This is a genomic window from Saccharothrix carnea, assembly GCF_003014735.1.
Taxonomy (GTDB): domain Bacteria; phylum Actinomycetota; class Actinomycetes; order Mycobacteriales; family Pseudonocardiaceae; genus Actinosynnema; species Actinosynnema carneum.
In genome coordinates this window covers 256,592-270,587 of the sequence record NZ_PYAX01000010.1, presented here as the reverse complement: position 1 = coordinate 270,587, position 13,996 = coordinate 256,592, and the positions used below count along the sequence as shown (strand labels likewise).

Genomic DNA, 13,996 nt, shown 5'->3' with positions numbered 1-13,996 from the left:
AGCGGGCATGGAACCGTGGCACGTCGACGAAACGCTCGACTCGCTGGTGCTCGCCGAAGGCGCGGTGGCGGTGGAAATCCCCGCCAGCTGGGGCGCCGAGGTCAGCACCCAGCTCCGCTCGGCCGGACCGCTCGGACCGATCCTCGCCATCCCCGGACCCCGCCTGCGGTGGCTGTTCCTGGCCAGACCCGACCCCGGACCCGAACCGCGGCACGTGCCGCCGCCCGACGTCCGCTACTGGCACGGGCCGCGCCGCATCCCGGCGACCGCGTCGCGGTGGGTGGTGCCCCCGGCGGGCGCACTGCCCCCGGTGGGGGCGGTGCGCTGCGCCATCAGGACGGTTCGCAGGTTCCTGTAGACCTGCTCAGAACCGGCTCAACGCCTCGTCGACCGAACCGACGACGGTGAACACCGAACTCAGGCCCGTCGCCTCGATCGGCCTCTGCGTCGCCCGGCTCGTCGCCACCAGCACCAGCGGGATGCCGAGCGTGCTCGCCCGCTGATTGCCGACGACCAGCGACTCCAACCCGGCCGAGCCGAGGAAGCGCACCCCACCGAGGTCCACCACCACACCCCGCACGTTCTCGACCAGGTGCTCGGTGAGCGGCCTGGTCAACTCGTCCGCGCTGCTCGTGTCCAACTCGCCCGACACGTGCAGCACCACCACGCCGTCCGCGGGTCTGTCGACCCGAACGGAAGCGAGCGTCGCCGCGGGTTCTGGCACGCCGGTACTCCTCTCACTCAGCGACGCCGGCGCGGCGTCGAAATCTTCACGGTAGACCTCAACCGGCTTCGCTGACCGTTTCGGCCAGGACCAAGTCCACCAGGCCGCGGGCGTCGGGCGAACCACCGAGCGCCCGCCGTTGGCGCGCGGCGCCGCTGCCGTGCGCGCCGAGCCACGTCAAGTGATCCTCCACAGTGGACAAGGCGGAGGCGTCGGCGAGCGCCGGCTCGCACCACGACACCAGTTCGGCGAGCCGATCGCGGGCCGGCACCAGGTTGCCCGTGCGCGGATCGACGGCCAGGCCGTCCACGCCGTCGCGCGCGGCACGCCAGTAGGCGGCGCGCAGCATCATGTCGTCCACTCGTTCGGGGTCGCCCGATTCGGCGGCCGTGCGGGCGAAGGCCCGGATGATCTCGGCGATGACGACCGCCTCGTGCGCCGTCATCGGGATGTCCGAGACCCGCACCTCGACCGTGGGGTGCTGGACGGACGGCCGCACGTCCCAGTAGACCATCCCGCTGTCGAGCAGCACCTCGGTCGATTCGAGCGCGCCCACCAGCCGGTCGTACTCGTCGGCGGAGCCCAGGTGCGGCGGCGGCCCGCTGATCGGCCACCGCGACCACACGATCGTGCGCCAACTGGCGTACCCCGTGTCCTCGGCGTGCTCGATGGGCGAGTTCGCGCTCAACCCGAGCAGCGTCGGCAACCACGGCCGCAGGGCGTTCGACACCCGGATGGCGACGTCGCGGTCCGGCACGCCGACGTGGACGTGCATCCCGCACACGCCCTGTCCGCCGATGATCTTGCGGTGCGAGTGCTCCATCATCCGGTAGCGGCGGTCGTCCGTGCCCGGCGGCGGTCCCAGCGTGCCGATCGGCGGAATCGCCGAGGCCAGCAGCCGGCCGCCCGCCGCGTGCGCGGCCTTCGCCAGGTGGAGCCGCCCGGCCAGGACGTGCTCGGCCAGCTCCTCGGCGGTCGCGCACACCGGCGTGGCCACCTCGATCTGGAACGGGGTGAGCTCTCGCTGCACGTCATGGCCTGCGCCCGAGTGCTGGGCGACCGACTCGGCGAGGGGCACGGGTCGGCGCGATTCGGGGTCGACGAGGAGGAACTCCTGCTCCACGCCCACGGTCCACGGCTCGGTCATGCCGGTCCCATACCCACTCGGCCGCTACTTCAACCACGGTGTTGCAATTCTTCGCCGAACGGCGTTCCGCTCTGGCGCACGTGCTCGTCGGTGTGCACCCGTGGTGTTTCACCCGCGGACCGCCGGGAACCTGCCCGCTGTGAGATTGCGCCGCAGTGACCCGTCCGCGCCCGGCTGGCACCGCCGCGCCCGGGGCCGCGGTTTCAGCTACACCGACGCCGGCGGCGAGCCGCTCGACGCCGAGTCCGTGACGCGGATCAAGTCCCTGGTCATCCCGCCCGCGTGGCGCGACGTGTGGGTGTGCCCCCACCCGAACGGTCACATCCAGGCGGTCGGCACCGACGCCGCCGGGCGCCGCCAGTACCTGTACCACGAGCGGTGGCGGCAGGACCGGGACGAGGAGAAGCACGACCGGGTGCTGACCCTGGCGCCGCTGCTGCCGGGGTTCCGGGCGGAGCTGGGGCGGGAGCTGCGGGGGCGGGGCCGGTCGCGCGAGCGCGTGCTGGCGGTGGCGTTGGCGGTGCTGGAGCGCGGCGTGTTCCGGGTCGGTGGTGAGACGTACGCGGCGGATAACGGGACGCACGGCGTGGCCACGTTGCTGTGCTCGCACGTGACCGTGCGGGGGTCCACTGTGGACTTCCGCTACCCGGCGAAGGGCGGCATCGAGTTCACCACCGCGGTGGAGGACGAGGTGCTGGCGCGGGCCGTTCGGGGCCTGCTCCGAGGCCGTGCCGGTGAGGAGCGCCTGCTGGTCGACGCGCGGGGGTGCGCGGTGGGGTCGGATGACGTGAACGAGCGGTTCAAGGAGATGGTCGGGTCGGAGTTCTCGGTGAAGGACTTGCGGACTTGGCACGCGACCGTGTTGGCGGCTGCGGCGTTCGCCCGGGAAGGCCGGCCGGAGTCCAAGCGCGGGCAGAAGCGGGTGGAGGTCGAGGTGATGCGGGAGGTCGCGGAACACCTGGGCAACACCCCGGCGGTGGCCAGGAAGTCCTACGTCGACCCACGCATCGTCCACCTGTTCCACGAGGGTGTGATGATCAAGCCGAAATCGGCCGACCGTGAGACAGTGGAACGCGCCGTCCTGCGAATGCTACGGAAGTGAACCAGTTTCACTTCCTCCATTTCCCCAGCTCGGCCACTGGCCCCGGTCACACTTTCGAGTGATCAACGGCCAAAAATGTACGGAAACACTGTTCCCGATCCTCGGTTAAAACCATGAGGAGCCCTCGCCAACCACACCCCCACCCACACACCACCCACCCATTCCACGCCCCCCACCGCCACCCAGCCCTCACGACCACCAACCCGGCCCCCACGCCCACTCACCCGCCGCGGCCCACCGAAGTCACCGGACCGCCCGGCCGCGAACCACCGAACCACCTGACCCCACCGAACCACCTGACCCCGCCTGGCCGCCGGATCGCCTGGCCGCCGGATCGCCTGGCCGCTGGACCGCCTGGCCGCTGGACCGCCGGACCGGGCTGGCCATCGGGCGGCTTGGCTAGCGGGCCGCTTGGCCACCGGACCGCCGGACGCCTTGGCCACCGGATCGCTGGCTCCACCAGGCCGCCGGCTGCCCACCGCCTGGCCGCGTCCACGGCCTGGCCCTGTGGCCATCGGGCTGCCGGCGCCGGGTCGCCGACCCTTCGGCCCGTGGCTGCCATCGTGATCGGTGGGTGATCAGGGGAGGTGCCGGGGAGCACCGGGCAGGCAGACAGGGGCGGGAGTCACTCGCGGAGGAGGGCGCCGACGTCTTCGTGTAGGCGGACTGCGCCGCCGACGAGGGCGATTTCGGCGCCGCACTCGACGGCGCGCAAGGGCAGCAGTTCGTCGGCGCGTTTGCCGTCGAGTTCGCGGGAGCCCACGAGGGTGTCGGTGAGCAGCAGGGTCTCGACCCGTCCATCGGCCAGGGCTCGGCTGACCGCGTCGAGGCCGTGTGCGGCGCGGCCGGTCAGGCGGGTGGATTCGTCGCGGAAGCGTTCGACGACTGCGCGGCGGGCGTCCTGGTTCGCCCGGCCGGCCAGGTGCAGCACCGCCCGGTCCGGAGGTCCCTCGACCTCGACCACGAGGTGGTGGTAGCGGGTGGGGAGGGCGACTCGCAGGGAGCGTCGGCCGGCCAGCGGGCCGGCGAGCACGAGCAGCGGCGCGCCCAGGCGGTCCACCAGGGTGGTCGCTTCCTGGGCGACGTCGGCCAGTTCGTCGGCGTCCAGGCGGCGGCCCGGGCGTCGGGCGCCCACGGTGGCCACGGCCACCGGGCGGCCGGTCGGGTCGACGCCGCGCAGGTCCGCGCCGTGCTCACCGACCTGCACGACCACGTGCGGCAGGAGGGGTTCGGACAGGTCGACCAGCGGCAGGACGTAGGGGAGCGGGCCGGTGCGGGCCGTGTAGCCGGTCGGTGGGACGGGGACGTACTGGTCGACCAGGACGCGTCCGCCGCCGACGACCAGGCCGCGGCCGGCGAGGCCGCGAGGCGTCACGCCCGACATGATCGCGTTGTGCGCCAGCGCCACGAGGTACGGGTCGGCGGACATGGCTTGGAGTTGGTCGCGCATCGCCCGCCACCGCAGGTCCACGTGATCGCCGACGTCGAGGAACACGGAAACGAATGGCCCTTCGACGTTGACCAGGTTCTGCAGACTTGCCGTGTGCATCGGTCCTCCCCGTTCGGGTCACTCGGGTGATACCCGAAAGGGGGGTGGTGCAACCCCACGGCAACCATCGCGCAGCGGGGAGAAGGGAAAGCGGATTCCGTGAAAGTGGCCAGGAGTCCGCCGAAAGTGTGTAACCCGTTCAGACGAAGTGAATGTCAGCTGGAGCCGGCGGCACGGCGGGCGCGTTGTTCGCACCACGCGCAGCTCTCGGCGACGGCCACGGACGCGAAGCCGATCAGCAGGTGCACGGCATTGCCGACCGCACCGGCGTCCATCGCCCCACCCGACTCGCTGACGCCGAACGCGAACACGACCAGGAACACCACGCCCATCAGCGAGCCGACCAGCCGGGCCACCCGCGTCCGCACCGCCGCCGCCCCGATGACGACACCGGTCACCAGGTGCAGCACCCCCAACCGCGGCTCGCCGCGCACGAGGTCCAGCACGCCCCACGCGACCAGCAGCACGCCCAGGATGAGGGCCGCCCGCTGCGGCCACGCCAGCTTCGCCTGAGCTGTCACCACGGCGACCACCCCTTCCGTCCCGCCCGCTCCCGGTGGACCCCGGTCACCCGGTCGCTACTCATCATCGAGCAGCGACCGCAACCGGGCCAGCGATCGGCTCAGCAGCCGCGACACGTGCATCTGCGACACGCCGACCGAGTCCGCGATCTGGCTCTGCGTCATGCCGCGGAAGAAGCGCAGCACGACGATCCGCCTCTCCCTCTTGGGCAGCCCGCGCAGCATGGGGTCCAACGCGTGGTGCAGCTCGACGACCTCCAACGCCGGATCGTCGCTGATCAGGCGGTCGGCGTGGTTGAGCTCCTCGCTGATCGACTGCTCGTCCAGCGACAGCAGGTGGTACGCCGACATCGCGTGCAGCCCCTCGTACACCTCGTCCACCTCGATGCCGAGGTGCCGGGCGACCTCGCTGGGCGTCGGCGTGCGCCCGGACACCCGGGACAGCTCCACCCGGGCGGTGTCGATGGCGACGCACAGCTCTTTCAACCGCCGCGGCACGCGCACCGCCCACCCCTGGTCGCGCAGGTACCGCCGCACCTCGCCGGTGATGGTGGGCACGGCGAACGCCAGGAAGTCGATGCCGCGGGTCACGTCGAACCGGTCCACGGCGTTGATCAGCCCGACCGCCGCCACCTGCCGCAGGTCCTCCACGGACTCGCCGCGCTCGGCGAACCGGTCGGCGATGTGCCTGGCCATGGGCAGGTGCTCGGTGACCAAGCGGTCACGCAGCCGCTGGTAGTGCTCGCCGTCCCGCTCGGCCTCCGCCAGCTCGTAAAACAGCGGCTGGTAGTCCACCGCGTTCATGCCCGACACCTCAGCTCCACCTGCAACCGGCCCTCCCCGTCAACCCAGGTGGCCACCGCATCGGTCACGGAACTGACAACCCGCCAGTACAACGAGTCATGATCGGGGACGGTGACGGCCGATGACCGGACCTCGGCCCGGAACCGCACGGAATCACCTTCCCGGGCGAACCGGCACAGCAGGACGGCCGAGGGGTCGAGGGTCCGGGCGATCAGTGCGCCGCACGCCTCGTCCACGGCGATGACCAGGTCGATCGCCAGGTCGAGGGCCAGTGCGGGAGCCCGTCGCGCGATCGCCCCGGCGACTGCGCGAACGGTCGAGAGGTGGGCCGGCCTGGCCGCCACCCTGAGCTCCACCTCCGAGTGGTCCATGCGCGGTGAACGCTCCTCACAACCCTCGTTCCAGTAGCCGGGGGCATACCCACGGTCCTGGGTCGCTACACCAGTCCACACAGGACTGAGCAACAGAATCGTGAAAGCCGAACATGCGGTGGGCTGGTTCATCACGGTTTGCGAACAGCGGTAGGTAACCCTGTGATCGGAGTCATACTGATCGCCTCCCCGACATCCCCGGAGGCGCCTGGTGCTGGAGGCGAACAACCTTGAGGTGGTCTACGACGACGTGATGCTGGTCCTGCGCGGCGTGAGCCTGAGGGTTCCCGAGGGGCGGATCGTCGCCCTTCTCGGCGCGAACGGGGCCGGCAAGACGACGTTGCTGCGAGCGCTGTCCGGCTTGCTCGACGTCCACGACGGCAAGATCACCCGCGGTCGGATCACCCTCGACGGCGAACCGATCCACCGCGCGTCACCGACGCGCATCGCGACGCTGGGCGTGAAGCAGGCGCTGGAGGGCAGGCGCATCCTGGCCGAGTTGACGGTCGAGGAGAACCTGCGCATCGGCGGGCACTCCAGGCCGCGCGGCATCAAGCAGAACCTGGACCGGATGTACGAGTTGTTCCCCCGGCTCCGGGAACGGCGGCGGCAGAGCGCCGGCTACCTGTCCGGCGGCGAGCAGCAGATGCTGTCCATCGGCCGGGCGCTGATGTCCGAGCCGCGCTACCTGCTGCTGGACGAGCCGAGCCTCGGCTTGGCGCCGCTCATGGTCCAGCAGATCCGCGACCTCATCGTCAAGATCAACGCGGCGGGCACGACCGTGCTGCTGGTCGAGCAGAACGCGACCATGGCGCTGTCCATCGCCGACCACGGCTACGTGCTGGAGACGGGCAAGGTCGTGATGGACAAGCCCGCCGCGGCGCTGCTGGCCGACGAGGACGTGCGGGAGTTCTACCTGGGCCTGCGCGGTGAGGCCACCGCGCAGTCGTTCCGCGACGTGAAGCACTACAAGCGGCGGAAGCGGTGGTTGTCGTGAGCCAGGAAGCGCAGGGCAACGTGCTGGAAGTGCGGGACGTGACGCTGGCGTTCGACGGCGTCACGGCCGTGGACGGCGTGTCGTTCCACGTCGCCGCGGGCGAGCTGTTCGCGATCATCGGCCCCAACGGCGCGGGCAAGACGTCGATCTTCAACGTGCTGTCGGGCGTGTACCGGCCGCAGCAGGGCTCGGTGAAGTTCCAGGGCGAGGAGGTGCTGGGCAGGCGCCCGCACAAGATCGCCGCCATGGGCATCGCGCGGACGTTCCAGAACATCGAGCTGTTCGCGCACCTCACCGTGGTGGAGAACCTGATGCTGGGCCGCCACAACCACATGCGGTACGGGGCGCTGGCCGCGTTCGCGTGGGTCGGCCGGGCGCGGCGCGAGGAGCTGGCCAACCGGGAGGCCGTCGAGGAGGTCATCGACTTCCTCGAACTGGAGCAGTGGCGTCGCCTGCCGGTGGGCCTGCTGCCGTACGGCGTGCAGAAGCGGGTGGAGCTCGGGCGCGCGCTGGCCATGGAGCCGAAGGTGCTGCTGCTGGACGAGCCGGTCGCGGGCATGAACGTCGAGGAGACCGAGGACATGGCGCGGTTCGTGCTCGACGTCCGCGACGAGCTGGGCATCGCGATGGTCATGGTCGAGCACGACATGGGCCTGGTGATGGACCTGGCGGACCGGGTGATGGTGCTGGACTTCGGCAAGCCGATCCGCACCGGCACGCCCGCCGAGGTGCAGCAGGACCCGGACGTCGTGCGGGCCTACCTCGGCGAGGCGCACCAGAGCGTGGGAGGTGCGGCATGACCACGGCGACCACCACCGGTCTCACCACTGTGGTGACCCGCGTGCGCGACCGGGCGGCCCGGACGCCGGACGCGGTCGCGCTGCGGGCCAAGGACTTCGGCATCTGGCGCGAGGTCACCTGGTCGCAGTACTGGGCGCAGGCCGAGCTGGTCGGGCACGCGTTGCTGGCACTGGGCGTCGACCCCGGCGACCGGGTCGCGATCCACTCGGAGAACCGCCGCGAGTGGCTCTACGCCGACATCGGCGCGGTGGCCGTGCGCGCGATCACCGTGGGCCTGTACCCGACCAACCCGGCCAGCGAGGTCGCCTACCTGCTGTCGCACTCCGGGGCGCGGGTGCTCATCGCCGAGGACCAGGAGCAGGTCGACAAGGCGCTGGCCGTGCTGGACGCCCTGCCCGAGCTGGAACGCATCGTCTACCTCGAACCGCGCGGCATCCGGCACCGCTACGACAACCCGAAGCTGCTGTCGTGGGACGACTTCCTGGCGCTGGGCGCGGAACACCGGGACCAGCACCCGGACGCCGTCGCGCGGCGGATGCGCGAGGTCGAGCCGGACGACGTGATGACGTTGATCTACACCTCGGGCACGACCGGGCCGCCCAAGGGCGCGATGCTGACCGTGCGCAACGTCGAGTTCGCCGTCCAGTCGCTGGTCGAAGGCGGCGGGTTCACCGACCCGCCGCCGTCGCCCGCGGACATCACGCTGTCCTACCTGCCGCTGTGCCACGTCGCCGAGCGCATCTTCACCACGTGGTTCAGCGCGTCGGCCGGGGTGCAGGTGCACTTCGCCGAGTCCATCGAGACCGTGCAGGCCAACCTGCGCGAGGTGCAGCCGACGATCCTGTTCGGCGTGCCGCGCATCTGGGAGAAGGTGTTGGCGGCCATCACGATCAGCTCGTCCAGCGCCACCTGGCTCAAGCGGGCGACCACCCGGTTCTGGCTGCGGGTGGCGGACGGGCTCGGCGAGCAGCTGGTGCGCAACGGCGGCAGGCACACGTTCGCCACGCGGCTCAAGTACGGCGTGGGCTGGCTGTTCTGCTTCCGCGCGCTCAAGGCGCGGATCGGGATGCGGCACGTCCGGTACGCGTCGTCGGGCGCCGCGCCGATCTCGCCGCAGGTGCTGCGGTTCTTCATGGGCATCGGCGTGCCGATGCACGAGGTGTACGGGATGACCGAGAACAGCGCCGTCGCCACCGGCAACCGGCCCGGCCGGGTGAAGGTCGGCACGGTCGGCGAGCCGCACCCCGGCGTGGAGCTGCGCATCGCCGACGACGGCGAGATCCAGACCAGGCACGCGGGCGTGTTCGCGGGCTACTGGCGCGACGACGACGCCACCCGGCGGGCGATGACCCCGGACGGCTGGCTGCGCACCGGTGACGTCGGCGAGTGGGTCGACGGCACGCACGTGCGGATCACCGACCGGATGAAGGACATCATCATCACCGCGGGCGGCAAGAACGTGGCGCCGTCCGAGGTCGAGAACGCGCTGAAGACCTCGCCGTACATCAAGGAAGCGATCGTGCTCGGTGACCAGCGCCCGTACCTCGTGGCGCTGATCGGCATCGAGTACGACACCGTGGGCCACTGGGCCAGGCAGCGCAGGATCACCTACACCACCTACCGCGACCTCGCGGAGAAGGACGAGGTGCGCGAGTTGGTGCAGGGCATCGTGACGAAGGTCAACGAGCAGTTCGCCAGCGTGGAGCAGGTCAAGAAGTTCCGCATGCTGCCCAAGGAACTCGACCACGAGGACGGCGAGCTGACCGCGACGCAGAAGGTGAAGCGGTCGGCGCTGGCCAAGGTGTTCGGCGAGCTCGTGGACGACATGTACCTCGGGGGGCGCGGATGACCGAGTTCCTGCAATCGCTGATCCGCGGCCTGGGCTCCGGGTCGATCTACGCGCTGCTGGCGCTGGGTTTCGTCATCATCTACAAGTCCACCCGGGTGATCAGCTTCGCCCAGCCGGCGTTCATGCTGGCGGGCGCGGTGCTGGTCAGCTACCTGGCCGCGGACATCGGGTTCTTCGCCGCCGTGCCGGTCGCGGCGGTGCTGATCGCGGTGCTGGCGCTGGGCGTGGAGCGGACCGTGCTGCGGCCGATGATCGGCAAGCCGGTGTTCGTGGTCGCGATCATCACCATCGGCGTGGACGTGGTGGTGCGCGTGGTGACCAACGCGTTCATCGGGCTGGACGTGCGGCAGGTCGGCGACCCGTGGGGCTTGTCCACGGTGACGCTGCTCGGCGTCGAGGTGCAGCAGCGGTACCTGGTCATGTTCGGCACGACGGTGGCCGTGGTCGCGGTGCTGTTCGCGTTCTTCCGGTTCTCCCGGGTGGGGCTGGCGATGCGCGCGGTGGCCTACGACCAGGAGGTGGCGTTGGCCCAGGGCATCTCGGTCGGGTCGGTGTTCGCGCTGTCGTGGGCGATCGCGGGCGGGCTGGCGGCGTTGGCCGGGGTGTTCGTGGCCACCGGCGCGGGCGTGGACCAGCAGCTGTGGGTGATCGCGCTGAAGGCGTTGCCGGCGATCATCCTCGGTGGCCTGGACTCGTTGGGCGGCGCGGTGGTCGGCGGGCTGGCGGTCGGGGTCGTGGAGTCGCTGGTCGGCACCTACCAGGGTGACGTGGCGCCGTGGCTCGGGCCGAACTTCGCGCTGGTCGCGCCGTATGTGCTGATGCTGGTCGTGCTACTCGTGCGGCCCTATGGGCTGTTCGGCAGCAAGGAGGTCGAACGCCTGTGAAGGGTCGTCCGGAGCTTTACACGTCCTATGCGCAGGACATGGCGTTCCTCAACACGCGCCCCAAGCGGACGTGGACGGGGGCGTTGGTGGTGGTGGCGCTGCTCGTGCCGTTCGCCATCACCGACGACCTGCTCATGCTGCTGGCCACGGGGTTCGTGGCGGCCATCGGCGCGATCGGGCTCAACATCGTGACCGGGTACGCGGGGCAGGTGTCGTTGGGGCACGCGTTCTTCCTCGCCATCGGCGCCTACACGGGCGCGGCGCTGTCCGGTGACCCGGACGGGCGGGTGCTCGGGTTCGGCGTGACGTCGCTGCCGGTGTGGCTGCTGGCGTCCGGGCTGGTGGCGGGGCTGGCAGGGCTGGTCGTGGCGCCGATCGCGGCCCGGCTGCGCGGGCTGTACCTGGCGATCGTGACGCTCGGGTTGGTGTTCCTCGGCGAGCACGTCTTCCGCGAGTGGACGTCGTTGACCGGTGGTCCCGGTGTGGGGCGGCCGGCGGCGGTGCCCGAGCTGTTCGGCGTGCGGCTGGACCGGCCCTCGGAGTTCTTCAGCGGGCCGCAGCAGCTGTACCTGCTGATGTTCGTGCTGCTGGTGATCTTCGCGGTGCTGGCGCGCAACCTGGTGCGGTCGCGGATCGGGCGGGCGTTCGCCGCGGTGCGGGACCGGGACTTGGCGGCGGCCGTGATCGGCGTGGACCTCACCCGGTACAAGGCGCTGGCGTTCGCCGTGTCGTCGTTCTACGCCGGTGTGGCGGGCTCGTTGTTGTTCGTGGTCAACGGGTTCTTCGACCCCGGGTCGTTCGGCCTGCTGCTGTCGGTGCAGTACATCGCCATGGTGCTCATCGGCGGTGCGGGCACCATCTCCGGCGCGATCATGGGCGCGCTGTTCATCACGCTGCTGCCGCGCATCACCCGGGAACTCCCGACGGTGCTGCCGTTCATCAGCGCAGACGCGACCGGTGCGGTCACGGTGTTCCAGGTCGAGGCGGTCCTCTACGGGCTGCTGATCGTGGTGTTCCTGATCGTGGAGCCACGTGGCCTGTTCGGTATCTGGGTGCGCGTCCGCAACTACTGGCGCACCTGGCCTTTCTCGTACTGAAAGGGTGGATGGGATGGCAAGTCACAGAGCGGTGCTCGCGGTGCTCTCCGTGGTGGCGCTGGTATCCGTCGCCTGTCGCGGTGGCGACGGCGCGGCCCCGCAGGAGGGCAAGGGCGGTATCAAGGTCGACTTCGGCGTGACCAGCGAGCCGTGCCCGGACACCGGTCACAGTGACCGGGGCTGCATCTACCTCGGGTCGATCTCCGACCTGACCGAAGGGCCGTTCAAGACGCTCGCGGTGCCGATCACGGAATCGCAGAAGGCGTTCTGGAAGCGCGTCAACGACCAGGGCGGCATCGGCGGCTACGACGTCGACGTCACCACCCACGTCAAGGACAACAAGTACAACCCGCAGATCCACAACCAGGTCTACCAGGAGATGAAGGGCAAGGTCCTGGCCCTGGCCCAGACCCTGGGCTCGCCGACGACCGCGGCGATCCTGCCCGACCTGGAGAGCACGCAGATGGTCAGCGTGCCCGCGTCGTGGACGTCGCTGTGGGGCGTGGAGGAGGTCGTGCTGGAGTCCGGCGCGAACTACTGCGTCGAGTCGATGAACTCGGTCGACTACGCGGTGGACGAGCTCGGCGCGAAGAGCGTGATGGCCGTGCACCTGCCCGGTGACTACGGCGACGACGCGGCAGCCGGTGCGAAGATCGCGGCGGAGAAGCGCGGCGTGACGTTCACCAACGCGGTCACCCAGACGGGTCAGGACAACCAGGGCGGCGTGATCGACGCGGTGCTGGCGAACAAGCCGGACGTGGTCATCCTGACCACCGGGCCGACCGACGCGGCGGTGATCATCGGCCAGACGGCGGCGCGCGGGTTCAAGGGCAAGTTCATCGGCACCTCGCCGACGTGGAACCAGGGCCTGATGCAGAGCCCGGCGGCGCCCGCGATCAAGGCCCTGTACCTGCAGTCGGCGCCGTGGAAGTCGTGGGCGACCGATTCGCCGGGGCACAAGGCGTTGCGTGACGCCCTGCCGACCGTGACGCCGAACGACGGTTACACGGCCGGGTGGGTGTGGTCGTACCCGTTGAAGGCGGCGCTGGCGAAGGCGGCCGAGAACAAGGACCTGACCAGGGCCGGTGTGCTGGCGGCGGTGCGGCAGTTGGACAAGGTCGACTACGAGGGCATGCTGCCCGAGGGCGCGGGTAACTTCGCGGGCAACTCCAACGACGCCGCGTTCCGGCAGACGCTGATCTACAAGCCGGACGAGCAGGCGGCGACCGGGGTGGGCCTGGTGGAGGACTTCTTCACCGGACCGACCGCGAAGGACTTCAAGTTCGAGAAGCCCTGCTACACCTGATCCACGCGGCCGGCCCGGCGCCCCACCGCCGGGCCGGCCGCCGCGTGCCGTCCAGCGGGTGGTGAGCGCGGGAATGGTGTTCGATGCTCCCGTGTCCACACCGACCGCCGGGTTACCGGATCCCGCCACGTCGCGGGCAGTGCTGATCACCGCCCAGTACCGGCTCCAACGGGGTCGGCCCAAGGTCGCGGCGGGCGCCCGTGACCTGGCTCGGCTCCTGCGCGACGAGCGGCTGTGGGGACTTCCCGCGGAGAACTGCACGGTGCTGGAGGACCCCGGCACCGCCGGCGAGGTCGTCCGGGCGATCAGGTCGGCCGCGGGTGCCGTGGGGACCGAGGGCCGCCTGCTCGTCTACTTCGCCGGTCACGGTTACCAAGATGACCACGGTGGGCTCTACCTGGGGGTGCGGGACACCGACCCCGGGAACTTCCGCTCATCGGCTCTGCGCTTCGACTCGATCGGGCTACCGATGTCCGAAGACGACGTCGTGATGCTGGACTGCTCCTACGCGGGCAACGCGGGCTGGTCCGCGGTCTCCGGTCGCGGGGTGATCCTCGGCGCGACCGACGCGGACCGTCGCGTGGCCACCTTCTCGGACGGCTCACACCACACGGCCTTCACCGACGCCTTGATCGACGTGCTGCGCCTCGGCGTCGTCAACGGCGCCGACTACCTCGACGCCCCGACGATCCACGAGGCGATCCGGGCGAAGCTGGTGAACCGCCCGGTGCCCCAGCCGGTCTGCCACGTGATGGGCGACGGCGGCCTGCGTCCGGTCGTGCGCAACGCGAACTCCTGCTCCGGTACGACGGCGCCAAGGTCGCCGATCTCGCCGCCGAGCTGA

The 13,996-nt window shown here is 70.6% G+C and carries 15 protein-coding genes; 9 read left to right on the top strand and 6 right to left on the bottom strand.

Annotation, left to right across the window (positions count from 1 at the left end; genetic code table 11):
• Positions 1-7: 7 nt before the first annotated feature.
• Positions 8-358, top strand: coding sequence for a hypothetical protein (locus B0I31_RS28645; RefSeq protein ID WP_106618486.1), 351 nt, complete (start codon positions 8-10; stop codon positions 356-358).
• Between the two features lie 6 nt (positions 359-364).
• Here B0I31_RS28645 and B0I31_RS28640 read toward each other — a convergent pair whose 3' ends face one another.
• A complete protein-coding gene (locus B0I31_RS28640) occupies positions 365-724 on the bottom strand; it encodes an STAS domain-containing protein (RefSeq protein ID WP_181320480.1) in 360 nt (119 codons plus the stop codon).
• A gap of 58 nt (positions 725-782) precedes the next feature.
• The gene (locus B0I31_RS28635) at positions 783-1,871 is read right to left on the bottom strand and encodes a carboxylate-amine ligase (protein WP_106618484.1); all 1,089 of its coding nucleotides are present in this window, start codon (positions 1,869-1,871) and stop codon (positions 783-785) included.
• A 139-nt stretch (positions 1,872-2,010) separates the two neighbouring features.
• Between B0I31_RS28635 and B0I31_RS28630 the strand changes: the two genes are divergently transcribed.
• The gene (locus tag B0I31_RS28630; RefSeq protein WP_106618483.1) at positions 2,011-2,973 is read left to right on the top strand and encodes a DNA topoisomerase IB; all 963 of its coding nucleotides are present in this window, start codon (positions 2,011-2,013) and stop codon (positions 2,971-2,973) included.
• 625 nt (positions 2,974-3,598) lie between these two features.
• Here B0I31_RS28630 and B0I31_RS28625 read toward each other — a convergent pair.
• From B0I31_RS28625 to B0I31_RS28610, 4 genes are all read right to left on the bottom strand, one after another.
• Complete coding sequence (locus B0I31_RS28625) at positions 3,599-4,522, bottom strand: baeRF2 domain-containing protein (RefSeq protein ID WP_106618482.1); 924 nt, start codon at positions 4,520-4,522, stop codon at positions 3,599-3,601.
• 155 nt (positions 4,523-4,677) lie between these two features.
• On the bottom strand, positions 4,678-5,046 hold the full coding sequence (locus B0I31_RS28620) for a hypothetical protein (RefSeq protein WP_146173976.1): 369 nt from the start codon (positions 5,044-5,046) through the stop codon (positions 4,678-4,680).
• Between the two features lie 54 nt (positions 5,047-5,100).
• Positions 5,101-5,847, bottom strand: coding sequence for a SigB/SigF/SigG family RNA polymerase sigma factor (locus tag B0I31_RS28615; RefSeq protein ID WP_106618480.1), 747 nt, complete (start codon positions 5,845-5,847; stop codon positions 5,101-5,103).
• The gene (locus B0I31_RS28610) at positions 5,844-6,218 is read right to left on the bottom strand and encodes an ATP-binding protein (RefSeq protein ID WP_106618479.1); all 375 of its coding nucleotides are present in this window, start codon (positions 6,216-6,218) and stop codon (positions 5,844-5,846) included. Before B0I31_RS28610 ends, B0I31_RS28615 begins: the two co-directional genes overlap by 4 nt.
• 211 nt (positions 6,219-6,429) lie before the next feature.
• On the opposite strand from B0I31_RS28610, the gene B0I31_RS28605 reads away from it, so the two are divergent.
• From B0I31_RS28605 to B0I31_RS28575, 7 genes are all read left to right on the top strand, one after another.
• On the top strand, positions 6,430-7,215 hold the full coding sequence (locus tag B0I31_RS28605; RefSeq protein WP_106618478.1) for an ABC transporter ATP-binding protein: 786 nt from the start codon (positions 6,430-6,432) through the stop codon (positions 7,213-7,215).
• Positions 7,212-8,015: an ABC transporter ATP-binding protein gene (locus B0I31_RS28600; protein WP_181320478.1), complete on the top strand. Its 804-nt coding sequence runs from the start codon at positions 7,212-7,214 to the stop codon at positions 8,013-8,015. Before B0I31_RS28605 ends, B0I31_RS28600 begins: the two co-directional genes overlap by 4 nt.
• Positions 8,012-9,865, top strand: coding sequence for an AMP-dependent synthetase/ligase (locus B0I31_RS28595; protein ID WP_106618476.1), 1,854 nt, complete (start codon positions 8,012-8,014; stop codon positions 9,863-9,865). Before B0I31_RS28600 ends, B0I31_RS28595 begins: the two co-directional genes overlap by 4 nt.
• A complete protein-coding gene (locus B0I31_RS28590) occupies positions 9,862-10,749 on the top strand; it encodes a branched-chain amino acid ABC transporter permease (protein WP_106618475.1) in 888 nt (295 codons plus the stop codon). The genes B0I31_RS28595 and B0I31_RS28590 overlap by 4 nt, the downstream gene beginning before the upstream one ends.
• Positions 10,746-11,846 (top strand): branched-chain amino acid ABC transporter permease, encoded by a 1,101-nt coding sequence (locus tag B0I31_RS28585; RefSeq protein WP_106618474.1) that lies wholly within the window; start codon positions 10,746-10,748, stop codon positions 11,844-11,846. Before B0I31_RS28590 ends, B0I31_RS28585 begins: the two co-directional genes overlap by 4 nt.
• Before the next feature lie 13 nt (positions 11,847-11,859).
• Complete coding sequence (locus B0I31_RS28580; protein ID WP_181320476.1) at positions 11,860-13,152, top strand: ABC transporter substrate-binding protein; 1,293 nt, start codon at positions 11,860-11,862, stop codon at positions 13,150-13,152.
• Between the two features lie 91 nt (positions 13,153-13,243).
• Positions 13,244-13,996: a caspase family protein gene (locus tag B0I31_RS28575; RefSeq protein ID WP_146173975.1), complete on the top strand. Its 753-nt coding sequence runs from the start codon at positions 13,244-13,246 to the stop codon at positions 13,994-13,996.

What these genes read in the sequence shown, in the direction of transcription:
- B0I31_RS28645 (WP_106618486.1), top strand. Translation starts at nt 8, where the DNA reads ATGGAACCGTGGCACGTCGACGAAACGCTCGACTCGCTGGTGCTCGCC.
- B0I31_RS28635 (WP_106618484.1), bottom strand. Translation starts at nt 1,871, where the DNA reads ATGACCGAGCCGTGGACCGTGGGCGTGGAGCAGGAGTTCCTCCTCGTC.
- B0I31_RS28625 (WP_106618482.1), bottom strand. Translation starts at nt 4,522, where the DNA reads ATGCACACGGCAAGTCTGCAGAACCTGGTCAACGTCGAAGGGCCATTC.
- B0I31_RS28615 (WP_106618480.1), bottom strand. Translation starts at nt 5,847, where the DNA reads ATGAACGCGGTGGACTACCAGCCGCTGTTTTACGAGCTGGCGGAGGCC.
- B0I31_RS28610 (WP_106618479.1), bottom strand. Translation starts at nt 6,218, where the DNA reads ATGGACCACTCGGAGGTGGAGCTCAGGGTGGCGGCCAGGCCGGCCCAC.
- B0I31_RS28595 (WP_106618476.1), top strand. Translation starts at nt 8,012, where the DNA reads ATGACCACGGCGACCACCACCGGTCTCACCACTGTGGTGACCCGCGTG.
- B0I31_RS28590 (WP_106618475.1), top strand. Translation starts at nt 9,862, where the DNA reads ATGACCGAGTTCCTGCAATCGCTGATCCGCGGCCTGGGCTCCGGGTCG.
- B0I31_RS28580 (WP_181320476.1), top strand. Translation starts at nt 11,860, where the DNA reads ATGGCAAGTCACAGAGCGGTGCTCGCGGTGCTCTCCGTGGTGGCGCTG.